This window comes from Enterobacter cloacae complex sp. ECNIH7, assembly GCF_002208095.1.
GTDB classification, from domain to species: domain Bacteria; phylum Pseudomonadota; class Gammaproteobacteria; order Enterobacterales; family Enterobacteriaceae; genus Enterobacter; species Enterobacter cloacae_M.
Genome location: NZ_CP017990.1, coordinates 202,722 through 227,564, shown reverse-complemented (window position 1 = coordinate 227,564; position 24,843 = coordinate 202,722). Strand labels below are relative to the sequence as shown.

General features: G+C 57.0%; 23 protein-coding genes. 10 read left to right on the top strand and 13 right to left on the bottom strand.

Annotation, left to right across the window (positions count from 1 at the left end):
- Positions 1-37: 37 nt before the first annotated feature.
- Positions 38-1,240 (bottom strand): L-lactate MFS transporter, encoded by a 1,203-nt coding sequence (locus tag WM95_RS01105; protein WP_023309959.1) that lies wholly within the window; start codon positions 1,238-1,240, stop codon positions 38-40.
- A gap of 238 nt (positions 1,241-1,478) precedes the next feature.
- On the bottom strand, positions 1,479-2,177 hold the full coding sequence (locus tag WM95_RS01100; RefSeq protein WP_063409264.1) for an autotransporter domain-containing protein: 699 nt from the start codon (positions 2,175-2,177) through the stop codon (positions 1,479-1,481).
- Positions 2,178-2,331: 154 nt separating this feature from the next.
- On the opposite strand from WM95_RS01100, the gene tag reads away from it, so the two are divergent.
- Entirely contained in the window at positions 2,332-2,913 is a 582-nt protein-coding gene (tag, locus tag WM95_RS01095; RefSeq protein ID WP_023309957.1) for a DNA-3-methyladenine glycosylase I, read from the top strand.
- A complete protein-coding gene (locus WM95_RS01090; protein ID WP_047743141.1) occupies positions 2,891-3,337 on the top strand; it encodes an N-acetyltransferase in 447 nt (148 codons plus the stop codon). The genes tag and WM95_RS01090 overlap by 23 nt, the downstream gene beginning before the upstream one ends.
- On the opposite strand, the gene WM95_RS01085 is transcribed toward WM95_RS01090, so the two are convergent.
- The gene (locus WM95_RS01085) at positions 3,300-5,579 is read right to left on the bottom strand and encodes a molybdopterin guanine dinucleotide-containing S/N-oxide reductase (RefSeq protein ID WP_063409274.1); all 2,280 of its coding nucleotides are present in this window, start codon (positions 5,577-5,579) and stop codon (positions 3,300-3,302) included. The genes WM95_RS01090 and WM95_RS01085 overlap by 38 nt on opposite strands.
- Positions 5,580-5,790: 211 nt before the next feature.
- Here WM95_RS01085 and WM95_RS01080 point away from each other — a divergent pair, with 211 nt between their 5' ends.
- From WM95_RS01080 to ghrB, 6 genes are all read left to right on the top strand, one after another.
- Positions 5,791-6,453: an OmpA family lipoprotein gene (locus WM95_RS01080; protein ID WP_008502762.1), complete on the top strand. Its 663-nt coding sequence runs from the start codon at positions 5,791-5,793 to the stop codon at positions 6,451-6,453.
- A 179-nt stretch (positions 6,454-6,632) separates the two neighbouring features.
- The gene (locus WM95_RS01075) at positions 6,633-7,649 is read left to right on the top strand and encodes a LacI family DNA-binding transcriptional regulator (protein ID WP_023309954.1); all 1,017 of its coding nucleotides are present in this window, start codon (positions 6,633-6,635) and stop codon (positions 7,647-7,649) included.
- Positions 7,650-7,752: 103 nt separating this feature from the next.
- On the top strand, positions 7,753-8,502 hold the full coding sequence (locus WM95_RS01070) for a sugar phosphate isomerase/epimerase family protein (protein WP_063409265.1): 750 nt from the start codon (positions 7,753-7,755) through the stop codon (positions 8,500-8,502).
- Between the two features lie 3 nt (positions 8,503-8,505).
- On the top strand, positions 8,506-9,444 hold the full coding sequence (locus tag WM95_RS01065) for a sugar kinase (RefSeq protein ID WP_045357269.1): 939 nt from the start codon (positions 8,506-8,508) through the stop codon (positions 9,442-9,444).
- Between the two features lie 117 nt (positions 9,445-9,561).
- Positions 9,562-10,842 (top strand): MFS transporter, encoded by a 1,281-nt coding sequence (locus WM95_RS01060; RefSeq protein ID WP_023309951.1) that lies wholly within the window; start codon positions 9,562-9,564, stop codon positions 10,840-10,842.
- Between the two features lie 26 nt (positions 10,843-10,868).
- Positions 10,869-11,843: a glyoxylate/hydroxypyruvate reductase GhrB gene (gene ghrB / locus WM95_RS01055; protein WP_047743146.1), complete on the top strand. Its 975-nt coding sequence runs from the start codon at positions 10,869-10,871 to the stop codon at positions 11,841-11,843.
- A gap of 58 nt (positions 11,844-11,901) precedes the next feature.
- Here the strand turns inward: ghrB and cspE are convergent, their stop codons facing one another.
- Positions 11,902-12,114, bottom strand: a complete 213-nt coding sequence (gene cspE / locus WM95_RS01050) for a transcription antiterminator/RNA stability regulator CspE (protein ID WP_003860775.1) — start codon at positions 12,112-12,114, stop codon at positions 11,902-11,904.
- 248 nt (positions 12,115-12,362) lie between these two features.
- Complete coding sequence (locus tag WM95_RS01045) at positions 12,363-13,073, bottom strand: DUF3053 domain-containing protein (protein WP_063409266.1); 711 nt, start codon at positions 13,071-13,073, stop codon at positions 12,363-12,365.
- Positions 13,074-13,404: 331 nt separating this feature from the next.
- On the opposite strand from WM95_RS01045, the gene WM95_RS01040 reads away from it, so the two are divergent.
- The gene (locus WM95_RS01040; RefSeq protein WP_023309948.1) at positions 13,405-13,692 is read left to right on the top strand and encodes an HTH-type transcriptional regulator; all 288 of its coding nucleotides are present in this window, start codon (positions 13,405-13,407) and stop codon (positions 13,690-13,692) included.
- Between the two features lie 39 nt (positions 13,693-13,731).
- On the opposite strand, the gene WM95_RS01035 is transcribed toward WM95_RS01040, so the two are convergent.
- From WM95_RS01035 to WM95_RS01020, 4 genes are all read right to left on the bottom strand, one after another.
- Positions 13,732-15,351 carry an ABC-F family ATP-binding cassette domain-containing protein gene (locus WM95_RS01035; RefSeq protein WP_063409267.1) on the bottom strand — a complete coding sequence of 540 codons (1,620 nt, stop codon included), beginning with the start codon at positions 15,349-15,351 and terminating at the stop codon, positions 13,732-13,734.
- A gap of 254 nt (positions 15,352-15,605) precedes the next feature.
- Complete coding sequence (glyS, locus tag WM95_RS01030; protein WP_063409268.1) at positions 15,606-17,675, bottom strand: glycine--tRNA ligase subunit beta; 2,070 nt, start codon at positions 17,673-17,675, stop codon at positions 15,606-15,608.
- A 9-nt stretch (positions 17,676-17,684) separates the two neighbouring features.
- Positions 17,685-18,596 (bottom strand): glycine--tRNA ligase subunit alpha, encoded by a 912-nt coding sequence (glyQ, locus tag WM95_RS01025; protein ID WP_003860141.1) that lies wholly within the window; start codon positions 18,594-18,596, stop codon positions 17,685-17,687.
- A 160-nt stretch (positions 18,597-18,756) separates the two neighbouring features.
- The gene (locus WM95_RS01020; RefSeq protein ID WP_063409269.1) at positions 18,757-19,062 is read right to left on the bottom strand and encodes a YsaB family lipoprotein; all 306 of its coding nucleotides are present in this window, start codon (positions 19,060-19,062) and stop codon (positions 18,757-18,759) included.
- A 182-nt stretch (positions 19,063-19,244) separates the two neighbouring features.
- Here WM95_RS01020 and WM95_RS01015 point away from each other — a divergent pair, with 182 nt between their 5' ends.
- Positions 19,245-20,240 (top strand): acyltransferase, encoded by a 996-nt coding sequence (locus WM95_RS01015; RefSeq protein WP_063409270.1) that lies wholly within the window; start codon positions 19,245-19,247, stop codon positions 20,238-20,240.
- On the opposite strand, the gene WM95_RS01010 is transcribed toward WM95_RS01015, so the two are convergent.
- The 4 genes from WM95_RS01010 to xylA form a co-directional block, all read right to left on the bottom strand.
- The gene (locus tag WM95_RS01010; protein ID WP_063409271.1) at positions 20,233-21,153 is read right to left on the bottom strand and encodes a GlxA family transcriptional regulator; all 921 of its coding nucleotides are present in this window, start codon (positions 21,151-21,153) and stop codon (positions 20,233-20,235) included. The two genes, WM95_RS01015 and WM95_RS01010, sit on opposite strands and share 8 nt — an antisense overlap.
- Positions 21,153-21,692 (bottom strand): isochorismatase family protein, encoded by a 540-nt coding sequence (locus tag WM95_RS01005; protein WP_023309941.1) that lies wholly within the window; start codon positions 21,690-21,692, stop codon positions 21,153-21,155. The genes WM95_RS01010 and WM95_RS01005 overlap by 1 nt, the downstream gene beginning before the upstream one ends.
- 103 nt (positions 21,693-21,795) lie before the next feature.
- Positions 21,796-23,250: a xylulokinase gene (gene xylB / locus WM95_RS01000; protein WP_088544614.1), complete on the bottom strand. Its 1,455-nt coding sequence runs from the start codon at positions 23,248-23,250 to the stop codon at positions 21,796-21,798.
- Positions 23,251-23,322: 72 nt separating this feature from the next.
- Complete coding sequence (xylA, locus tag WM95_RS00995) at positions 23,323-24,645, bottom strand: xylose isomerase (RefSeq protein ID WP_088545026.1); 1,323 nt, start codon at positions 24,643-24,645, stop codon at positions 23,323-23,325.
- Positions 24,646-24,843 lie beyond the last annotated feature (198 nt).

Here is a 24,843-nt window from a genome sequence, read left to right as displayed (position 1 = left end):
AAGAAAAAAGAGGCCACGGAGGCCTCTTTCATACCGCTTACGCGTGCGCTTCTTTGAATACTTCGCGCTGCGGCTGGCGAATCGTGGTCGAGAGCGCCAGCGAGATAATCAGCAAGGCAAATATGACGCAGAAGGTCACGTAGAATCCGCCGAACAGGGAGGCAATCAGCGAGCCGCAGATACTGCCGATCCCGAAGCCAAGATAGATAACGCCGTAGTTTTTCGCCAGATTGTTCAGGCCAAAGAACTCGCTCACCAGTGACGGGAAGACGGTAATGGTGCCGCCGAAGTTAAAGGCCACGCAGGCAATCGCCGCAAAGAAGGTGGCTTCATTCAGCGGAGCGAACAGCAGCGCTGCCATACCGACCAGCGAAACCACCTGCCCAATCGTAATCACACGGATGCGGGCAATTTTGTCAGACAGAATGCCGAGCACCAGACGACCGGAGAGGTTGGCAATGGAGATGACCGTCACCGCATTCGCCGCCGTAGCCGCATCCAGCTTCACCATGCCCTGCGCGATATCCTTCGCCACGCCGATAACATACAGACCGCTCATGCAGGCCGTCAGGAACATCACCGCCAGCATCCAGTACTGTGGCTTACGCATGGACTGCGCGAGGGTGAAGTCGTTCTCCACCACGCCGTTCACGGATTTAACCTCCTGCTGCGGCGCATCTTTCATCAGCGTGGCGCCGAACAAAATCATCACCAGCACGATTGCGCCCCAGATCATAAAGGTTTTTTCGAGGCCAACGGACGCCAGCAAATGGGCGTCGATAAATTTGAACCCGAGGCTGCCCAGGCCATAAGAACCAATGGCAAACGCGGAGATTAAGCCTTTACGTTCCGGGAACCACTTCACGCAGTTCGACAGAGTCAGCAGGTAACCTGCGCCATCGGCCAGACCCACCAGCACGCCGGCGCTCAGCCACAGCATCATCAGGTTGCTGGAATGCGCCGTCAGGAAAAAGCCCAGACCCAGCAGAATGCCGGACGCCATGGTCACGCGCTTCACGCCAAAACGCTCCTGCAGCTTGCCCGCGACGGAAGACGAAATCGCCAGACCCAGGCTCAGCAAACCAAAGGAGAACGCGACCTGGCTGACCGGCGCGCCGAGTTTGTCGGAAAGCGCGCTGTTGAACAGGCTCCAGGTATAGACCGATCCCAATGCAAACTGAGTGACGATGGTGCCAAAGAGCGTGAGCCAGCGCGTGCGGTTATAGGTTGATGTGTTCATGGCAGTTGTCCTGCAAGAGAAATTAAGGAAGTTCGCTGAGGACAACGATAAACAAAACCTTAAAACGCCTGGGGTAAAACGGCATGAAATGCAGGCTGAACGGAATGAAATGCCTGGAATTGGGAATGAATGGCCTGGCCCGGGAATAAAGTGACAGCATGTTAGTATCTGCTATCGCTGTAAAGCCCGTGGTTATTGTATTCGAGATGTTATCGTAACGTTTAAAAAAGTAACAACTCTAGAATTTCGCGCTAACGCCGAGAGTGTATAAAAACTCCTCACCGGTGGTGGTGTGCTCCCCCTGAGCCAGCGACGCATAGGCCGCCACGTGCGTATTAAAAGGAATATCCGTTCCCACGGTGACGTCCATCCAGCTACCGCTTTGGGCAGGGGCTGGCGTTTGCGGCATGCCAAACTGCGATTTCCACTGGTTTTCACCAAACTGCTGGTTATAGCTAATCTGCGCCCACGGACGAAGATCGCCGTACTGGGTATTCACGCGCCATCCCAGCGTGCTGACGCTGGCATGCCAGAGCGGGTCGGTGATTGCCTGCGTCGACGCGCTATCACCAAACTCGTTGATCATCATGGGAGCCGTGCCGTCGTAACGCCACGCCACCATCGGACCGGTGGTGATACGTGCTGAAACGGGAAAATTCCAGCCCACGCTCATTGCCCCCTCCGTCGTTCTGCCAGACGGTATATTCAGGGCAAGTCCCGGCGCGTTCTGCGAAGACTGAATACGCTCAGCCAGAATATCCTCATAACGCGGTTGGTGATCCGCGTCCCATGTATAGCGTTCCGCCGTATTATTTTGGGCATCTGAAACGATATATTCCTGTTGCCAGGCAGACGCTGTATTACAAAAAAACAGGCAGGCTGAAATTCCCACCAGGCCAGAAGCAGCATGGCGACCACTGATTTTTTTTATCATCATCAACGCGACCCCAGAGAGAGCCGAATTCGGCGATATTTGTCGTTATTCAGGAAGAACTTATAGACCTTGTATTAACTATTGTCTTTATAGTAAACACGTCAAGCCAGTCAGAATGAAAATTTTGCGAAATCAGTAGTAATAAGGGAGATGACGGATGGAACGTTGCGGTTGGGTGAGCCAGGATCAGCTTTATATCGACTATCACGATCGGGAATGGGGCGTGCCGGAAACGGATGGCAAAAAACTCTTTGAGATGATCTGCCTGGAGGGCCAGCAGGCGGGGCTGTCGTGGATTACGGTACTGAAGAAACGCGAAAACTACCGCAACGCCTTCCACCAGTTCGATCCTGTTGCCGTCGCCGCCATGACCGATGAGGACGTGGAACGACTGGTGCAGGACGCGGGCATCATCCGCCATCGCGGTAAGATCCAGGCCATCATCGGTAATGCACGCGCTTATCTGGCAATGGAACAAAACGGTGAATCGTTCTCAGAGTTTGTCTGGACGTTTGTGAACAACGATCCGCAGGTCACCCAGGCCGCCACGCTTGCGGAAATCCCGGCCTCGACCCCTGCCTCGGATGCACTCTCGAAGGCCCTGAAAAAACGCGGCTTTAAGTTTGTCGGTTCCACCATCTGCTACGCCTTTATGCAGGCCTGTGGCCTGGTCAACGACCATGTTACCGGCTGCTTCTGTCATCCGGGAGGCCATCATGATCCGCAAATGGCAAAGTGAGAATACCGCACCGCTTCTGAGCCTGTGGCTTGAAAGCACCACGGAAGCGCATCCGTTTATCGAGCCGGGTTACTGGAAAGAGAACGAGGCCATGGTGCGCGAAGTTTACCTGCCGTCGGCGGAAACCTGGGTCTGGGAAGAGGATGGCGAACCTTGCGGATTTATCAGCGTGATGCAGTCTCAGTTTGTCGGCGCGCTGTTTGTCGCACCGTCATGCATAGGGAAAGGCATCGGGCGCGCGCTGCTGAACCATGTTCAACAGCGCTTCCCGCATTTAACGCTGGAGGTATATCAGAAAAATGTGCGGGCGGTGAATTTCTACCATGCTCAGGGCTTTCGCATTGAAGACAGCGCCTGGCAGGATGATACCCAGCACCCGACGTGGATCATGAGCTGGCAGGCGGATCAAACGCCGTTAAGGTAAGCTCGGGTCCCTGATATTTCTCTACCCAGGCCAGCGCCGTGTTCCCTGCACAACCATTCCCCAGCTTCGAGCTGGGGAGATCTTTGGTCAGCACGTTAACCGCCCCGTTTTTACAGATCCCTCCCTCGGCGGGCTCAAGGTCGGGCCATGCGCCCTGATGAATGCAGATCACGCCCGGTTTAATCCCGTCGCTCACCACCGCCCCTGCCAGCACCTGCCCGCGCGAGTTCCAGACGCGCACCACGTCGCCGTCCGCGATCCCGCGGGCTTTCGCATCAAGGGTATTCAGCGTGATCGGCTCTCGCCCGGCGACCGCATACTGCTCGCGCAGGGAGGTATAGTTAAGCTGGCTGTGCAGACGGTGAGCGGGATGCGCAGACAACACCTGCAGCTGTTCCGGCTGGGCGTTGCCGTGCCACTCGTCCGGCTCGAGCCACATAGGGTGTGGCGGGCAGTCGGCATAGCCAAAGCTGGCGATACGCTCGCTATAGATCACGATCTTTCCACTCTCGGTTTTCAGCGGGTGGCTCTCCGGGTCGCGGCGGAAATCGGCAAAACGGACAAACTTCGCGTTCTGTTCGCTCTCCGGCATCTCGACGAGCTGGTTAGCCTCCCAGAATTCAGCAAATGGCGGAAGCGTCACGCCCTGCGCCGCGCCGCGCTGTCCGGCAATCTGGTAGAAGCTCTCCAGCCATTGCAGATCGCTTTTCCCCTCGGTAAAACGCTCGCGACCGCCCGCTTCCCACAGCTCGCTCAGTTCAGCAAACACGTCAAAATCATCACGCGCCTCATCGCGCGGGGCCACAACGCGCTTCATCGGGACCATATGCTGGTTGCTGTAGTCGCCGGTCATGGTGAGATCGTTACGCTCAAACGAGGTGGTCGCCGGCAGCACGATATCTGCATGCTTAGCCGAACCTGTCCAGAAGCACTCGGAAATCACCACCAGCTCCGGCTTTTGCCAGGCGCGTATCAGGCGGTTGGTATCCTGATGGTGCGTGAAGTTCGATCCGCCCGCCCACCAGACAAATTTAATGTCCGGGAAGTGGCGGTCCAGACCGTTGTGCTGATAAAAACCGCCCGGGTTTTCCAGGGCTTCAACAATACGCGCCACCGGGATTTTATCCACGGCATCCACGCCGCCCTGCACCGAGCCTTGCAGCGACGCCAGCACCGCCGCTTTACGCGTTGGGTTACCGCCGTTCGCAAAGTGATAGGAGAGACCAAAACCCCCGCCCGGCGTGCCGATCTGCCCAAGCATTGCGGCAAGGGTGACCAGCATCCAATGTTTTTGTTCGCCAAACTGCTGGCGCTGCATTCCCCAGCCGGACATTAACATGGTGGTATTTTTATGGAACAACGCCGCCAGTTCGCGGAGTTTGTCCGCAGGAACGCCACAAATTTCTGCGGCCCACTCTGCCGTTTTTGCTACCCCATCGGATTGGCCCGTCAGGTAGTGGGCGAATTTATCGAAGCCGGTGGTACAGCGCGTCAGGAATTCAACATCGTGCCAGCCGTTTTCAACCAGCGTATGGGCAATCCCCAGCATCATCGCCACGTCGGTGCCCATATGAGGGGCAATCCACTCGGCGCTGTCGCCGAAGAAATCCATGGTTTCAGAGCGCATCGGGTCAATGCAAATGATGCGCTTGCCGCTTTTGCGCAGCGCGTCGAAATACCCGATGCCCTGCTCGTCGCTGGCGTTCCAGGCAATTTTCAGCGTGTTGATGGGGTTAGCGCTCCAGAGCACCACCACGTCGGTATGTGCCAGCACCAGCGGCCAGCTGGTCTGCTGCTGGTACACTTCGTTCCCCCCCACGACGTACGGCATGATCGCCTGTGCCGCGCCGGTGGAGTAATCCCCCAGATGGCCGGTATAGCCTCCCGCCAGGCTCATGTAACGCTGCAGCAGCGTCGAGGCCTTGTGCAGCACGCCGTTAGAACGCCAGCCGTACGACCCGGCGAAAATGGACGACGGACCGTAGCTGTCGCGAATGCGCTTGTGCTGGGCGTGGATCAGCGCCAGCGCGTCATCCCAGCTCACGCGAACAAACTCATCCTGACCGCGAATCCCCTGTGGCTTATCCGGCGAGGCCAGAAAACCTTTACGCACCATCGGCCAGCGCACGCGCGTTTTGCTATGCACCTGATCGCGAACGACGGTCTGTAACGAGTTGGAATGTTGGGTTGGCAGTGCCCCGCGGGACGACAGAACATTTTCGCCATCGGTTTCGACCAGCATCGGCCCCCAGTGGGCGGCGGTCAGAATGGTTTTCGTTGAGGTGCTCAAGCGTGCGCTCCTGGTTGCGTGCAGGTTTACGGCCTTCTTTCTGAGGCAGTTTATGGTTTGTCACAAATTTCAGAGTTATACCCGGAATTTTCTCCGTATCTGGACGTCATAATCAACTGCCACGCTCGCCGTGGCAAAGAATAAAAAGGATTAAGGAAAGAAGATGAAAAAACGCGTACTCGTTATTGCCGCTCTGGTGAGCGGTGCCCTGGCTGTTTCTGGCTGCACAACTAACCCTTACACCGGTGAGCGTGAAGCGGGTAAATCCGGCATTGGCGCGGGTATCGGCTCGCTGGTCGGCGCAGGCGTGGGGGCGCTCTCCTCCTCCAAGAAAGACCGCGGTAAAGGCGCGCTGATTGGCGCAGCGGCGGGCGCGGCGCTGGGTGGCGGCGTTGGCTATTACATGGACGTGCAGGAAGCGAAGCTGCGCGACAAAATGAAGGGAACCGGCGTGAGCGTGACGCGCAGCGGCGATAACATCATCCTGAATATGCCGAACAACGTGACCTTCGATAGCAGCAGCGCAACGCTGAAACCAGCAGGCGCAAACACCCTGACCGGCGTGGCGATGGTGCTGAAAGAGTACAATAAAACCGCCGTTAACGTGATTGGCTATACCGACAGTACCGGCAGCCAGGATCTGAACATGCGTCTGTCTCAGCAGCGCGCCGATTCCGTGGCCAGCTCGCTGATTACCCAGGGTGTTGAAGCGAACCGTATCCGCACCAGCGGCATGGGCCCTGCCAACCCTATCGCCAGCAACAGCACGGCGGAAGGCAAAGCGCAGAACCGCCGCGTTGAGATTACGTTAAGCCCAATTCAGTAGGTAAAAGCAAAACGGCAACGCTCGTTGCCGTTTTTAGTGGTTGCACCCTCTCCCGTGGGAGAGGGCTGGGGTGAGGGCACCAGACCGCACCTCCGGTAAGCGCAGCGCCACCGGGCAAATTACTTGATTCGTCTGATTTTCCCGTTAAGGTATTCTCACTAAATTCAGGGAAATCAGCGATGAGCAAACCAGCCCGGGCCACCATCAGCGACGTGGCGAAAGCCGCTAAAACCGGTAAAACCAGTATTTCACGCTACCTTAACGGCGAGAAACACCTGCTGTCCGACGCATTGCTGGCGCGTATTGAACAGGCCATTGCCGATCTCGACTACCGTCCCAGCCTCATGGCGCGCGGGCTCAAACGCGGCCGCACCCGCCTTATCGGGCTTATCATCGCCGATATCACCAACCCCTATTCCGTTAACGTGCTCAGCGGTATTGAAGCCGCCTGTCGCGAGAAGGGGTTCACGCCGCTGGTCTGTAATACCAACAACGAAGTCGACCAGGAGTTGCATTACCTCGATCTGCTGCGCAGCTATCAGGTCGAAGGGATTGTGGTGAACGCTGTGGGCATGCGGGAAGAGGGTTTAAACCGCCTGCAGCAGTCCTCTCTGCCTATGGTCCTCATCGACCGTAAAATCCCGGAATTTGCCTGCGATGTGGTCGGTCTGGATAACACCCAGGCAGCCACTACCGCCACCGAACATCTGATTGAACAGGGCTTCGAGGCCATTCTGTTTCTGAGTGAACCGTTAGGGATGGTCAATACCCGTCGCGAGCGCCTGAGCGCATTTCGCACCACGCTGGAGCGATATCCCGGCGTGATCGCCGAAAATGCCGAAACGCCGCTTCACGAAGCTGACCAGCTCGATAACACCCTGCGCCAGTTCCACACGCGCCATCGCGGCATGCGCAAAGCCGTTATCTCCGCCAACGGGGCGCTTACGCTTCAGGTCGCCCGCTCGCTCAAGCGCATTGGCCTGCACTGGGGCAGCGATATCGGTCTGCTGGGGTTTGATGAACTGGAGTGGGCGGAGCTGGCGGGCGTCGGCATTACTACCCTTAAACAACCCACCTGGCAGATTGGCTATGCTGCTGTTGAACAAGTAGTTCGTCGCATTGAAGGCACCAGCGATGCCGTTCGCGAGCAGGTCTTCTCCGGCGAGCTCATCGTTCGCGGCTCCACGGCGCGTTAATTTTCCCTTGTGATACCGATCATAAATTCGACATCCTGACCTTTTCTTTGGAACCGGTTCCATATAGCGTAATAGTATTGATATGTTGCGATGGAGTCCGAAGATGGGCAGGAAAATTATGGTGGTCACCGCCGCGTACGGTGCGGAACAGGTGCGACAGGCGGGCGGTCAGCGGGCAATGCTTCCCGTGATTGCAGGCGCGGGGGCAGACGGCGTGGAGATCCGCCGGGAATTGTTCAACAGCGAAGAGCTACTGGCGCTGCCTGCGCTGGGAGAATCCATTGAGCTGCTCGGCCTGCTGGCGTGCTACTCCGCCCCCGCCGCCCTGTTTGTGCCTGACGGCACCCTCAACCCGGACCTGACCCGCTATCTCTCTGAGGCCAGCACCCTGAACGCCCTGTGGCTGAAGGTTTCCCTGGGCCATTTCCGCGACGCGCAGCCTCTCGACGCCCTGCGTACCCTGCTGAACGCAAGCGGCATGGCGCTGGTCGTGGAGAACGATCAGACCGACTGCGGACAGCTCGCGCCCATGCAGCGCTTCCAGGCCGCCTGTCGGGAAATGGCCTTACCCGTCACGCTGACCTTCGATATGGGCAACTGGCTGTGGGTTGGCGATTCGCCTGAAGAGGCCGCGCGTCATCTGGCCCCTGCGGTGAGCTATATCCACGTGAAAGCGGCCGTGCCGCACAAAGATAACTTCCGCGCCGTGGCACCAGACCACGCCGATGCGCGCTGGCTGGATCTGCTCGGCCAGCTGCCTGCCGATGCCCCGCGCGGTATCGAGTTCCCGCTGGAAGGGACGGATTTAACCGCCGTTACCCGCCATTACGTCAACCTGCTGCGCGAGGAGTAAAACATGCACAAGACGCTGGATGTCATCACGATCGGCGAAGCCATGGCGATGTTTGTCGCCACTGAAACGGGTGAGCTGAGCGCGGTGGAGCACTTTATCAAGCGCGTGGCAGGCGCAGAGCTGAACGTCGCAACCGGCCTGGCGCGTCTCGGCCTGAACGTCGGCTGGGTCAGCCGCGTGGGGGACGACAGCTTTGGCCATTTCGTTCTCGACTCGCTGAAAAAAGAGGGAATTGATGCCGCGGGCGTCACCCTCGATGGACGCTTCCCTACCGGCTTTCAGCTTAAATCTAAGGTCGAGAATGGAACCGATCCCATCGTGGAGTATTTTCGTAAAGGATCGGCGGCAAGCCACCTCTCTGTAGAAGACTATCACGCCGACTATTTCGCCTCTGCGCGCCATCTGCACCTGAGCGGCGTGGCGGCTGCGCTGTCTGCCACCTCGTATGAGCTGCTGGATCACGCGGCAGCCACGCTGAAAGCCAGGGGAAAAACGATCTCTTTCGATCCAAACCTGCGCCCGGTGCTGTGGAAAAGCGAAGCGGAAATGGTCGAGAAGCTCAACCGTCTGGCGTTCCAGGCGGACTGGGTTCTGCCGGGCCTGAAAGAAGGGATGACCCTGACCGGCAAAAGCACGCCGGAAGGCATTGCCGATTTCTACCTGAATAAAGGGGTAAAAGCGGTGGTGCTGAAGACCGGCGCCGATGGCGCATGGTTTAAGACGGCCGACGGCCAACAGGGCGCGGTCGCGGCGGTGAAGGTTGAGAACGTTGTCGACACCGTCGGCGCGGGCGACGGTTTTGCCGTGGGCGTGATTAGCGCCCTGCTGGAAGGCGAAACGCTGCCGCAGGCCGTGGCGCGGGGCAACAAGATTGGCTCGCTGGCCATTCAGGTGCAGGGCGACAGCGAAGGATTACCAACGCGAGCAGAGCTCGGCATTTAAATTCCCTCTCCCTGTGAGAGAGGGCCAGGGTGAGGGCAGCAAGCCACACCAAATAATTAAGCCACCGTGTACCCTACAGACAACGGCGGTAACAACCTCAACAACAGAGGCAAGCCTATGAACAGTTCGACCAATGCAGTAAAACGCTGGTGGTACATCATGCCAATCGTGTTTATCACGTACAGCCTGGCGTACCTTGACCGTGCCAACTTCAGCTTCGCGTCCGCGGCGGGGATCACAGAGGACCTTGGCATCACCAAAGGTATCTCCTCCCTGCTGGGTGCCCTTTTCTTCCTGGGCTACTTCTTCTTCCAGATCCCGGGCGCGATTTATGCAGAACGCCGCAGCGTGCGTAAGCTGATCTTCGTCTGTCTGATCCTGTGGGGCGCCTGCGCGTCACTGACCGGCGTGGTGAACAATATTCCTGCCCTGGCCGCCATTCGCTTTATCCTCGGCGTCGTTGAGGCGGCGGTCATGCCGGCGATGCTGATCTACATCAGCAACTGGTTTACCAAATCTGAACGCTCGCGCGCGAATACCTTCCTGATCCTCGGTAACCCGGTCACGGTGCTGTGGATGTCGGTGGTGTCTGGCTACCTGATCCAGTCCTTCGGCTGGCGCGAAATGTTTATCATCGAAGGGGTCCCGGCAGTGATCTGGGCATTCTGCTGGTGGGTACTGGTAAAAGATAAACCAGCCCAGGCGAAATGGCTTTCCGAAGACGAAAAAGCGGCGCTGCAGGCGCAGCTGGATAAAGAACAGCAAGGTCTGAAGGCGGTACGCAACTACGGTGAAGCCTTCCGCTCGCGCAACGTGATCCTGCTCTGCGCGCAGTACTTTACCTGGAGCATTGGCGTGTACGGCTTTGTGCTGTGGCTGCCGTCGATTATCCGCAGCGGCGGCGAGAACCTCGGCATGGTAGAAGTGGGCTGGCTCTCTTCCGTACCGTATCTGGCCGCGACCATCGCCATGATCGTCGTCTCCTGGGCGTCGGACAAGCTGCAGAACCGAAAATTGTTTGTCTGGCCGCTGCTGCTGATCGCTGCTTTTGCCTTTATCGGCTCGTGGGCCGTGGGTGCAAATCACTTCTGGGCCTCTTATACCCTGCTGGTGGTCGCCGGTGCCGCCATGTATGCCCCGTATGGTCCATTCTTTGCCATCATCCCGGAAATGCTGCCGCGTAACGTCGCGGGTGGCGCGATGGCGCTGATTAACAGCATGGGTGCGCTGGGGTCGTTCTGCGGCTCATGGTTCGTCGGCTACCTGAACGGTGCCACCGGCAGCCCGTCCGCATCGTACATCTTTATGGGGGTGGCGCTTTTCGCCTCCGTGTGGCTTACTCTGATTGTTAAGCCTGCTAATAATCAACAACACCCTGTCGGCGCACGCCACGCCTGAATCCTTAAAAATCAACGGAGATTAGCATGAAGCCGTCCGTCATTTTGTACAAAGCACTGCCGGAAGATCTGCAGAAACGCCTTGAAGAACACTTCACCGTCACGCAGGTGAAGAACCTGAGCCCGGAAACCGTGGCGCAGCACGCAGAAGCGTTCGCCAGCGCCGAAGGCCTGCTGGGTTCAAGCGAGAAAGTGGATGTCGCCCTGCTGGAGAAAATGCCGAAGCTTCGTGCTACCTCTACCGTTTCCGTGGGTTACGACAATTTCGATGTAGATGCCCTTAACGCCCGCAAGATCCTGCTGATGCATACGCCACATGCCCTGACGGAAACCGTGGCCGATACGCTGATGGCGCTGGTACTCACCACGGCACGTCGCGTGGTGGAAGTAGCCGAGCGCGTCAAAGCGGGCGAATGGACAAAAAGCATTGGACCGGACTGGTTCGGCGTGGACGTTAACGGCAAAACGCTGGGCATTGTTGGCATGGGGCGTATCGGGCTGGCACTGGCGCAGCGCGCGCATTTTGGTTTTAACATGCCGATTCTGTATAACGCGCGTCGCCATCACAGTGAAGCCGAAGAACGCTTCAACGCCCGCTACTGCGAGCTGGATACCCTGCTGGAGGAAGCCGACTTTGTTTGTCTGGTTCTGCCGCTGACGGACGAAACCCGTCATCTGATTGGCAAATCCGCATTTGAAAAAATGAAGAAATCCGCCATTTTCATCAACGCGGGTCGCGGCCCGGTGGTGGATGAGAAGGCGCTGATTGAAGCTCTGCAGAACGGTGAGATCCATGCCGCAGGTCTGGACGTATTTGAACAGGAGCCGCTGCCGGTGGATTCCCCGCTGCTGGCAATGCCAAACGTCGTCGCCCTGCCCCACATCGGCTCAGCCACCCATGAGACGCGCTACAACATGGCGGCCACTGCGGTCGATAACCTTATCGCCGCCCTAAGCGGAAAGGTGGAGATAAACTGCGTGAACCCGCAGGTGCAACGATAGAAACGAAAAAACCCGCCAGAAGGCGGGTTTTTGAATTTTGTGCTACTGGGTTGGAAGCTTACAGGCTTACAACGTTACCAGCTGCTGGGCCTTTAGCGCCGCTTTCGATGGTAAAGGAAACTTTCTGACCTTCGTCCAGAGATTTGTAGCCATCGTTCTGGATAGCAGAGAAGTGTACGAACACGTCTTTAGAGCCATCGTCAGGAGTGATGAAGCCGAAACCTTTATCAGCGTTGAACCATTTTACCAGACCAGTCATTTTAGCAGACATAGAAATTACCTTATTAACAAATATATTGAGCCTTCCGGCTTGATGGATTGCGTTACAGATTTTTAAGCGATGAAGGAAGGGTCACAACGAAGGGTATCTATGGATAACAATCTGGACTGCTTTACTAAACTGCTTTAGGTCTGTGTAACAAACCGACGGGGATAGTTATACCGATGTGGTAGAAGAATGACAAGCGTTATTTTCCATAAGCATAAAAAAACCCCGCCGGGAGCGGGGTTTTTTTCGGTTTATTCTGTGGCCGTGACGGCGGCACTCCAGGCCTGGCTAAAGGCCTGATGCTGGGAGGCCAGCGGCCCAATCAGCGTATTGTACTGGCTTGCCTGCTGCGAGGTCGGGAACTGAATGCCGTTGGCAACGAAGCTCACCTGAGTATCCTGCTGGGCAATAAAGTCGCCCACCTGAACCAGCTGCTGCGTGAAGATTTGCGCGGCCGGAATCAGCGGTTGCAGCGCTTCAGACGGTTTCATCACCACTTTCTCATACACTTTGTCGAAGACAGGTTTGAGATCGTCACCCTGCTTCAGCGCAGAACGTGACGCGTCAGCCTGCATTTTCGCATTCTGCAACTGCTGGCTCAGTACGCCAAGCGCACCGTTGGACTGGCGAAGCGGTTCACGCTGCGTCATATAATCCTGCGGAACGCGAATGGCGTTCACGCTATCCACTACCGGGCGGATACCGGAATCCATCGCCTGGCTCACCTGCTGTGAATAACCATAAAGAATGGCGTAATCGGACACGAAGGGGCCAAACTGTTTTTTCTGATCCGCAGTCAGCGTCGGCAAACGCTCGCCGCTGCGCATCACTGTATTCTGCAGAAAATCGATAAACGCTTTGCGCTGATCGCCTTCTTTATCAAAACACCCACTCAGGCTAACAACCATCAACAACGCCGCAATAGGCGCAAACCAGCGAGAGCAGGACTTTCCTGTCGCCATTTTATTACTCCTTTCACCCAAAAAAGCGCACACCGGCACACGCGTGCCCGACGCTGACAAGGATAGTCCAGGTCAGCCTTGCAAGATACTCTTTTCATGCAAAACGGCTATTGCCGATTTATTTCTTACCATTTACAAAAAAATACCTGACGAAGCTGACATATGATTAATCAGGGAATTAGCATAACTATCCATATTGCTGAATCGGGTAAAGCGATCGTTATCGCACGATTAATCACACCCGTGACGATCCTGGGTTCATATTAGGGACTATTCTTAACTGGCTCTCTGATGTTCTTGATCACGATGTGAGATTTAAGAGGAGTCCTCAATGGAATATAAAGATCCTGAGTTTGAGCTGCTGAGCAGCCTGGAACAGATCATTTTTAAAGACGTACCGCAGACGATTAGCCTGCAACAAAAATCCAATCCCTTTACAGAATATGAGCAATTGCGCAAAGGGACAGGACTGAAAACCGAAGAATTCGCCAGAGCGATGGGTGTCAGCGTGGCTATGGTGCAGGAGTGGGAGTCAAAACGTGAGAAACCCACCCCAACCGAGTTAAGGCTGATGCGTCTGATTCAGGCCAACCCTGCACTCAGCAAACAGATAGCGTAGTGAAGATTGAATGCCCCCGCCTCTGCGGGGGCTTGTGTTTTAAAGGCTCTCGCAACGCCAGCCCGCTTCTTCCCATACCCACTCATGCGTTAACGTTAAGCCTCTTAAAAAAGCCTCGTCGTGTGATACCACCAGCAGAGCTCCGGGGAAACCGGCCAGCGCCGCTTCAATGGCCTGGACCGAGGCCAAATCCAGATGGTTGGTAGGTTCATCCAGCAGCAGAAGCTGGGTGGCCTCTGCACGCCACAGCACGCAGGCCAGGGCGGCCTTAAGACGCTCGCCGCCGCTGAGCTCCGCCAGGGGGAGCGTAACTTTGTCGGCACCCAGTTGAAGCTGTGCCAGACGGGTTCGCAATCCCCCCTCGTCCAGAGGCGTATGACTCAGGTTGAGATGCGTCATGACCGACTGCGAAAGATCGAGCAGGGAAAGATGTTGGTCGAGATAAGCGCAGCTGACGGAAACCCTACAGGTACCCGAACGGGGAGCAATCTCGCCGAGGAGGGTTTTTAACAGCGTCGATTTGCCGCAGCCGTTCGGTCCCTTTAACGCCACGCGCATCGGTCCGTCCATTCGCAAGTTGAGCGGAGGAACAGGCACATGCGGCAGCACCAGATCCTCCAGCACCAGCACCTGCTTCCCCTCCGGGATCTGACTCCCCGGCAGGGTGAACATTACCGGGTTATCTTCCTCAACGCGTTCACGCGCCTTATTTACCGCGGCGTTCAGGGCTTCATTTTGCTCGCTGTGCTGTTTTTTCCAGGAGCCGATCCGCTCCTTTGCCGCGCCTTTATATTTGACCCGCTCGAACGACGCGATATTCAGGGTATCGACGGTGCGCAATGTCTTTGCCGAACGCCGCTGGCTATCGTCATGCTCTTTTTGCATGCGTACCCGGGTGCGTTTGCGCTCGGTTGCCGCATGTTCCAGCGCCGCGCGGGCCGCCTGCTGTTCGGCATCGCGCTGGGTTTGATAATCCGCATAATTCCCGCCGTAGCTGCGCAGGCCCGAGGCGCTCAGCTCAAGGATACGTGGCACCTGCTCCAGAAGTTCGCGGTCATGGGTGGCTACCAGCACGCCGCCCTGAAAACGATGGAGCTGGTCGTAGAACCACGCCCGGCCCTGTCGGTCCAGATGGTTAGTGGGCTCGTCCAGCAGCATGAAATCGGCTTCAGCCGTAAACGCCCCGCACATCAGGGCGCGAATGCGCTCGCCGCCGCTGAGTTCGCCGGCGGGTTTATCCGGATCAAACGGTGGGAGCTGCGCATTGATAAACGCCTCGCTCAGGCGCTCGGCGACATCCCAGCGGCCGTCAAGCAGCTCCAGATCGTCAGGCTGGTAATCGCCGCTGTCGATGCGCTTACGCGCCGCAAAAATCGCGTCATACCCGAGCAGTTCAGCAAGCGTCGTCTGCGGCGAAATGACGTGCTGCTGCGCCATCCAGGCATGCGAGCCAAAGCGTTCAATATGACCGGAAGCCGGTTCGTCCAGCCCCGCCAGCAGACGCAGCAGACGCGTTTTCCCGCTGCCGTTGCGGCCAACCAGCGCGCACAGGGAGGGTTCCAGCGTGAGATTCAGCGGACCAAAAAGGGTATCGCCCGTCGGAAACTGACAGGTGACCTGATGCAAAATAAAAGAAGGGGACTGCGCAAAATGAGCCATAAGCACTCCTGAATGAAATCAAAACATCCCCTGCCGACGCGGTGGCGTTTAGCAAGGATCGAAATTCATCAGTCGTGTTTGTTCATTTTTGGGGGGCGCTCCAGCGCGAGAAAGTTAACACGTTAAGGATAGCGGTAATGCGTTGAAGGTTTCAAGGTTAAATTTTGGGCGAAACGGTATAAAAAAACCCGCCGAAGCGGGTTTTTCTCACCTGTAGGCCCGTGCAAGCGAAGCGCCGCCGGGCAGCGGGCACATTACTGCAGCAGCGAAATATCCGCTACTCGCAGGAACAGCTCGCGCAGTTTCTCGAGCATAGAGAGACGGTTAATACGCAGCTCTTTATCTTCTACGTTCACCATCACTTTCTCGAAGAAGGCATCGATCACGTCACGCAGCTCGGCCAGCTCCACCAGCGCTTCCTGGTAGCGACCTTCCGCGAAGTACGGCTCGAGCTTATCGCGCAGCACCACAACCTGCATCGCCAGAGCGATCTCTTCCGGCTCTTTCAGGGTTGCGGCGTTCACGCGCTCGTTCAGCGTCTCGTCGGATTTCGCCAGAATGTTGGATACACGCTTGTTGGCCGCGGCCAGGGCAGATGCCGCTTCCAGGGTACGGAAGTGGGACACCGCCTTCATACGCGCATCGAAATCAGCCGGACGGGTTGGGCGACGCGCCAGCACCGCCTGAATGGTGTCAACGGTATAACCTTCGTCCTGATACCACGCGCGGAAACGGCCGAGCATAAAGTCGATCACGTCATCCACAACGTTCGCGTTGGTCAGCTTGTCGCCGTACAGACGCACCGCTTCTTCGGTCAGCGTTTGCAGATCAAGGTTCAGGTTTTTCTCTACGATGATACGCAGCACGCCCAGCGCGGCACGACGCAGCGCAAACGGGTCTTTATCGCCTTTTGGATGCTGGCCGATGCCGAAGATACCCGCCAGGGTGTCCATCTTATCGGCAATCGCTACGGCGCAGGCAACCGGGTTGGATGGCAGATCGTCACCCGCAAAGCGCGGCTGATACTGCTCGTTCAGGGCCACGGCCACGTCTTCCGCTTCGCCATCGTGACGCGCGTAGTGCATGCCCATCACGCCCTGTGTGTCGGTAAATTCGAACACCATGTTGGTCATCAGGTCGCACTTGGACAGCAGGCCCGCGCGAGTCGCGTGGTTGACGTCTGCACCGATTTCACGGGCAATCCAGCCGGACAGCTCCGCAATGCGGTCGGTCTTGTCGCGCAGCGTGCCCAGCTGCTGCTGGAACAGCACGGTCTGCAGGCGCGGCAGGTTATCTTCCAGACGCTTTTTACGGTCGGTGTTGAAGAAGAACTCGGCATCCGCCAGACGCGGACGAACGACTTTCTCGTTACCGGAGATAATCTGGATAGGATCTTTCGATTCGATGTTTGCCACGAAGATGAAGTTTGGCAGCAGCTTGCCGTCGTTGGCATAGACCGGGAAGTATTTCTGGTCACCCTTCATGGTGTACACCAGCGCTTCAGCCGGAACGGCCAGGAATTTCTCTTCGAACTTCGCCGTCAGCACAACCGGCCATTCCACCAGAGAGGTCACTTCTTCCAGCAGGCTGTCGCTCAGGTCGGCGTTACCGCCAATCTTGCGTGCCGCTTCTTCGGCGTCCGCTTTGATTTTGGCTTTACGCTGCTCATAGTCGGCAATAACCTTACCGCGCTCCAGCAGGATCTGCGGATACTGGTCGGCATTGTCGATGGTGAACTCAGGCTCGCCCATGAAGCGGTGGCCGCGGATCACGCGATCGGACGCCACGCCCAGAATGGTCGCCGGGATAACGGTATCGCCCAGCAGCAGGGTCACGGTGTGAACCGGACGCACGAAGTGCACGTCGGACGCGCCCCAGCGCATCAGCTTAGGAATCGGCAGCTTCGCCAGAGACGTGGCAATCATGTCCGGCAGCAGCGCTTCCGCGCTTTCGCCTTTCACGTGCGCACGATACAGCAGCCATTCGCCTTTATCCGTGGTCAGACGCTCGGCCTGATCGACGGTGATGCCGCAACCGCGCGCCCAGCCTTCAGCCGCTTTGCTCGGCTTGCCTTCCGCGTCGAATGCCTGGGCAATCGCCGGGCCACGTTTTTCGACTTCGCGATCCGGCTGAGACGCCGCCAGGTTAGCCACTTTCAGCGCCAGACGGCGCGGTGCGGCAAACCACTCAATTTTACCGTGCGCCAGGCCAGCGTTATCCAGCTCGGCGGTCACGTTCGCAGCGAAAGATTCAGCCAGGCTGCGCAGGGCTTTTGGTGGCAGCTCTTCGGTGCCGATTTCCACCAGGAAAGTTTTCTCAGACATGGCCGCCTCTTATTTGTTTCGGTTGCACATCGGGAAGCCAAGGGCTTCACGGGACGCGTAGTAAGCTTCTGCAACGGCTTTGGTCAGGGTACGAATACGCAGAATGTAGCGCTGACGTTCAGTCACGGAGATGGCTTTGCGGGCGTCCAGCAGGTTGAAGCTGTGGGCGGCCTTCAGAATACGCTCGTAAGCAGGCAGCGGCAGCGGAGTCTCCAGCGCCAGCAGCTGCTGCGCTTCTTTCTCGTACTGCTCGAAGCAGGTGAACAGAAAGTCCACGTCCGCGTATTCGAAGTTATAGGTGGATTGCTCCACTTCGTTCTGATGGAACACGTCGCCGTAGGTGGTTTTACCCAGCGGGCCGTCGCTCCAGACCAGGTCGTAAACGCTGTCTACGCCCTGAATGTACATGGCCAGACGTTCCAGACCGTAGGTGATTTCACCGGTGATTGGCTTACATTCCAGACCACCCACCTGCTGGAAGTAAGTGAACTGGGTCACTTCCATGCCGTTCAGCCACACTTCCCAACCCAGCCCCCAGGCACCCAGCGTTGGGTTTTCCCAGTTATCTTCCACGAAGCGAATGTCGTGGATGGTTGGATCCATACCCAGCTCTTTCAGCGACCCGAGGTACAGTTCCTGAATGTTGTCGGGTGATGGCTTAATCACCACCTGGAACTGATAGTAATGCTGCAGACGGTTCGGGTTCTCACCGTAACGACCATCGGTCGGACGACGGGAAGGCTGCACATACGCGGTCGCCATTGGCTCTGGCCCCAACGCGCGCAGGCTGGTCATCGGGTGTGAAGTGCCGGCGCCGACTTCCATGTCCAAAGGTTGAACAATGGTACAGCCCTGACGAGCCCAGTAATCCTGTAAGGTCAGGATCAGGCCCTGGAAGGTCTTGGTATCAAACTTTTGCATAGTATTTCGTGCTGGATACGTGTGGTTTTAAATGGAAGGGACCAGTATACCCGCTGGCTGCAAGATATACAGTACGAAACGGGGTTGTTTAGGGAAAATTGGGAAATAAGCCTTCCGGCCAGAACGCTGACGGCGTCTGGCTGCTGATTATACGAGCAGGCTAGCGCATGGAGAGGTGTAAAAACTGACCGTCCGCATCAAACGAGCAGACAAAGCCCTCTTTACGCGCCGTATATCCTCTTAGTTCATAGCTGCCCTGAAAGCGCTCGAATCCGATGACGTTAATTTTCTGAACGTCCGAGTTATAGCGGCGGGCGGCCTTGTCCTTGCAGAGAGACTCCATATTCAACGAACGTTCCGGACTCATTTTACCCTGCTGCGCTTTTTGCACAGGTGCTTCTTGCGGCGCGCTGCATCCCGCCAGGATCACCAGCAGAAAGAGTGACGCCGCACGCTTCATCATCATTTTTATTACCGCCCTGGTCAGTGGCTGTTATTTTTAATATCAACACTTTTATAGATTAAGGTCTGCCATTCTGCGAATCTCACGGTCTCCCGGCAAGCCTGCGCATAAAACTCAGAATTTTCCAAGCGAAGACTTTTGGACAATGGCAGTCACACTCAATTTACAGGGAATACGAGGAACTGATGCAGTCAAAAATTAACTGGATTGATAACCTGCGAGGAATAGCGTGTCTGATGGTGGTCATGATCCACACGACGACCTGGTACGTCACGAATGCCCACAGCATCAGCCCCGTTAACTGGGATATCGCCAATATTCTCAACTCTGCGTCACGCGTCAGCGTGCCGCTATTCTTTATGATTTCCGGCTTTCTCTTTTTTGGCGAACGTAGCGCGCAGCCGCGGCACTTCATCCGCATCGCGGCCTGCCTGGGGTTCTACAGCGCCGTTGCCCTGCTCTATATCACGCTGTGCACCTCCATTAACGCCGGGCTATCGCTGAAATACGTGCTGCAAAAACCGGTGTTCTACCACCTGTGGTTCTTCTTCGCCATTATCGTTATCTATCTGGTCTCCCCGCTCATCCAGGTAAAAAACGTCAGCGGTAAAATGCTTCTGGCCCTGATGGTGGTTATCGGTATTGTCGCCAACCCGAATACGGTTTCGCAGAAAATCGACGGATTTGAGTGGCTGCCGGTCAATCTCTATATCAACGGCGATACTTTTTACTATGTGCTTTACGGCATGCTGGGGCGCGCCATCGGGATGATGGACACGCAAAAACGCGGTCTGAACTGGCTCTGCGGGGTGCTGTTTATCGCTGGGGTGGCGGTGATTTCGCGCGGGACGCTACACGAGCTGGAGTGGCGCGGCAATTTTGCCGATACCTGGTATCTCTACTGCGGGCCAATGGTCTTTATCTGTGCCGTTTCGCTGCTCACGCTCGCCAAAAATACCCTGAACGCGCGCGCCCTGCCCGTGCTGAGTCTTATCTCGCGGCACTCTCTTGGGATTTACGGTTTTCATGCGCTGGTGATCCACGCGCTGCGCACGAGAGGCGTTGAGCTTAAAAGCTGGCCGGCGCTGGATATCGTCTGGATTTTTGCCGCCACGCTGGCGATCAGCCTGCTGCTGTCGATGCTGCTGCAAAAAATAGACGTTCGCCGCTTCGTCAGTTAACGCTGCGCTGCCGGGCACGATGATACTGGCGCGGGGAGGAAAACCCTGCCGCCAGTGAGGCCTGTTCCACGCCGCGCCCCTGCAATAGCCACTGTTCCGCCACCGCCAGACGCAGCTGCTCCAGATAATCGCGAACGCTAATCCCTAAATGTGACTGGAAAAGCCGGGTGAGATGACGCGGGCTGACGTGCGCCAGTGCGGCAATGTCAGGCAAGCTCCACGCTTTTTGCGGCTCGGCGGTGAGCGCATCCTGCGCCCGATGGATCGCCGGATGAAGATGATTGCGGTAGCGCAGCCACGGGGATAGCTGGGGATCGTCACCGGAACGGCGGAACCAGACCACCATCTCACGCGCCACACTCAGCGCCTTTTCGGGGCCGCACAGGCGGTTAATCATGTGCAGCGCCAGATCGATGCCAGACGTGATCCCCGCGCTGGTCCAGATGTTCTCATCCTGCACAAAGATGCGGTTTTCTTTAATCGTCGCCGTGGGGGCCGCGGTGCGTAAACGGCTAATAACGTCATGATGGGTCGTGCACTGCCGGTTGTTCAACAGGCCCGATTTCGCCGCCAGTAAGGCCCCTGAACAGACGCACATCACGGTGATTTCCTGGCGCTGGATCTGCGGCTGCAGGCACATCAGCCAGTGCTGGATCTGCTGCGCCTGTGGCGTTGAGAACTGACTGCGGGAGTCGCTCACACCCGGCAGCACCAGCAGGCTGCCTTCCGGCAGACGCTCCGGCAGCGGCTGAATGCCGCTCATCGTCAGGCCAATCGACGTCTGAACGTCAGATTGCGGGCCAATGTAATGCAGGCGAAACGCGTCGCCTGCCAGCACAAAGGTTTCTGCCGGGCCGGTCATGTCTAATGACAGCACCCCGGGCAACATCACGAACCAGACGTCGATGCTCATTACAGGGACTCCAGCGTCTCCGCTACCGTTTTAATCTCGGCAAAACGCCCGGACAGTACCGTCTCGGTACGATGGCGAATTTCCGCTGCGCTAAGGGTTATCCCCTTGTACGTCATGGGAAACGTCAGCGTTGCCTCACTAACAAAGGTCACAGCATAACCCAGATCGGAAGCCACCCGGGCGGTGGTTTCACAGCATTGCTCAGTACGAATTCCGCAGATAATCACACTGTTGATATCACGCTCGCGCAGCCAGCGGTCAAGCCCGGTATCCGTGAAGGCATTATGGACGTGTTTCTGAAAAACCACATCCGGCTGATGACGTAAAAAGGCCATCGGTTTGACATAGCCGCTTTCCAGAGTGAAAGGACCGTCTTCATCCACGTGAAAAATATCAACGACCGGAATATTGCGCGCCTGGCAACCTTCGATCAGCCCCAGCATCGCCTGCTGAAAGGCAGGAATTTCGTCCTCCTGCCAGTAATTGCGGTGATGGAATGACTGCTGAGTATCGATGTTGATTAATGCAATGCGTGACATGATAAATCTCCTCGCCAGTGGGTGTAACACCATACTGGCAAGGAAATGAAGGCACGCACAGACCAAAAAAGGACATCCTCGTGCCTCTCCCGGACAAGCGTATTTACGACATCAGCGGCAGCAGCTGCTGGTAGATTTTGCGGAACACGTCGCGCCTTTCCGCGTACCGCGCATGGCGCGTTGCATCAGGCAAATGCGCCTGTTCAAGCTTCAGCTGCGGCAACAGTTGCGAAAGCGGCTGTTCCGGATGAATGGCTATCTGCGCCAGACGTGCGGCACCGAGCGCGGGCCCGACATCCCCGCCGGTGCGGAAATCCAGCTGCAAGCCGCTGATATCCGACAGCATCTGTCGCCAGTAAGGGCTTCGCGCACCGCCGCCAATCAGGGTGACGCTCGTCGGTTTCAGGCCACAGCCGTGCACCACGTCCATCCCGTCGGCCAGCGCATAGCCCACGCCTTCCAGAACCGCACGCGCCAGTTCTGCCGGGCCATGTTGATGAGTTAAACCAAAGAACACCCCTTTCGCTTCCGGGTTGTTGTGCGGCGTACGCTCGCCGGAAAGATACGGTAAAAACCAGACGGTACCCGCAGCGTCATCCGCCTGCTGGGCTGCGGAAATGAGCGCCGGAACGTCGGCCATGCCGGTGAGTTTTGCCGCCCAGTCCAGGCAGGATGCCGCGCTGAGCATCACCGACATCAAATGCCATTTCCCGGGAAGGGCATGACAGAAACTGTGCACAGCGCTTTCAGGGTTGCTGCGATATCCGTCGCTGACGGCAAAATAGACGCCAGACGTTCCCAGTGACAGCATCGCCTGGCCCGCCTCAACCATCCCTACACCGACAGCGCCCGCCGCGTTATCGCCGCCCCCGGCTACCACCGGTACGGCAGGCATATTCCAGCGTTCAGCAACGGCTGGCAGCAGTGCGCCTGTCACCTCACAGCCTTCGTACAGCGCGGGCATATGTTCCCGGGTCAGATGGCAGGCATCCAGCATCGCCTCGCTCCAGTCGCGCTTCGCCACGTCGAGCCACATGGTGCCCGCGGCATCCGACATGTCGCTGGCGAAATCGCCCGTCATGCGAAAACGCAGATAGTCTTTCGGCAGCAGGACTTTCGCCACCTGACGGAAAATCTCCGGTTCATGGCGCTGCACCCACAGCAATTTGGGCGCAGTAAAGCCGGGCATCATCAGGTTGCCGGTAATCTCGCGGGAATTGGGTACGCGTTCCTCAAGAAGCGCGCACTCTTCCGCGCAGCGGCCATCGTTCCAGAGGATCGCAGGACGCAACACACGATGCTGGCTATTGAGCAGCGTAGCGCCGTGCATTTGTCCGGCAATCCCCAGCGCTTTAACGTCGCGCAGGCTGTGCTGCTCACCTAAGGCTTTGATTGCGCGATCCGTCGCCTGCCACCACTGTTCCGGATCCTGTTCCGACCACAGCGAATGCGGACGTGAAACCTGCAGCGTTTCCGTCTGCGTTGCTAACACGTCGCCCTGCTCGCTCAACAGGATAGCTTTCACACCCGATGTGCCAAGATCGATCCCGATATACATTACGGTGACTCCTTTAACAGAAATGCCCGGTGGCGCTAACGCTTACCGGGCCTACGTGCATCTTCAGCTCAATCACTTATCAAACAGATAGTGGTTTACGAGATTTTCCAGCAGTTCCTGGTGCCCGCTCTGGTGCTGCGGCGCCAGCTGCTGTTGTTCAGCGTACTTCGCAATTTCCGCCAGCGATAACTGACCTTTCAAGATTTGCTGGCCCAGCTCACTGTTCCAGCCGCTGTAACGCTTCGCTACGCGCTTATCCAGATCGCCGTCTTCAATCATGCGCGCGGCCACTTTCAGCGCCAGCGCCATGGTGTCCATCGCGCCAATGTGGCCGTAGAACAGGTCGTATTTGTCGGTGCTCTGACGGCGTACCTTGGCGTCAAAGTTCAGGCCGCCGGTGGTGAAACCGCCCGCTTTGACGATCTCGTACATCACCAGCGCATTCTCTTCCACGCTGTTCGGGAACTGATCGGTGTCCCAGCCCAGCTGTGCATCGCCACGGTTCGCATCGACAGAGCCGAAAATGCCCAGCGCAATGGCAGACGCGATCTCGTGATGGAAAGAGTGGCCCGCCAGCGTGGCGTGGTTGGCTTCAATGTTCACTTTAATCTCTTTTTCCAGACCGAACTGCTTCAGGAAGCCATACACCGTCGCCACGTCGTAGTCATACTGATGCTTGGTCGGTTCCTGCGGTTTCGGCTCGATCAGCAGCGTGCCGCGGAAGCCGATTTTGTGCTTATGGTCGACAACCATCTGCATAAAGCGGCCAATCTGCTCGCGCTCCTGACGCAGGTCGGTGTTCAGCAGCGTTTCATAACCTTCACGGCCACCCCACAGGACATAGTTCTCGCCACCCAGCTGATGCGTAGCGTTCATTGCCGTCACCACCTGCGTGGCTGCCCAGCTAAACACTTCCGGATCCGGATTGGTTGCCGCGCCCGCGCCGTAGCGTGGGTTGGTGAAGCAGTTTGCCGTGCCCCAGAGCAGCTTCACGCCGCTTTGCTGCTGTTTCGCCGCCAGTACATCCACCATCTGCGCAAAATTGTTCAGATACTCTTTCAGCGACGCCCCTTCCGGCGACACGTCCACGTCATGGAAGCAGTAGTACGGCACGTTTAGCTTGTGGAAGAACTCAAATGCGACATCAGCTTTGCGCTTTGCCAGCTCAATGGCCTCACCCGGCTGCTGCCACGGGCGGTCAAAGGAACCCACGCCGAACATATCGGCGCCGTTCCAGCAGAAGGTATGCCAGTAACAGGCGGCAAAGCGCAGATGATCTTCCATGCGCTTACCCAGCACCAGCTCATCCGGGTTGTAGTGACGAAATGCTAAAGGATTGGTCGTTTTTGGGCCTTCGTAACGAACACGATCGAGTTGGTCGAAATAAGCTTGCATATTGAGCTCCATAATCAGGGTATGCGGCGAGTCGTTGATACAGGAGTAATAGTGAATAGACATTTTGGGTTGCTCAATTACGTTATTTCACACTGCTATTGAGAGAATGCACAACTGTGCGCTGGCTCGCAAAATAATGCGCAGACAAACTATTTTTCGGCGCGTATTCCAGAATCAAATGTAATTAAGACGTTACGT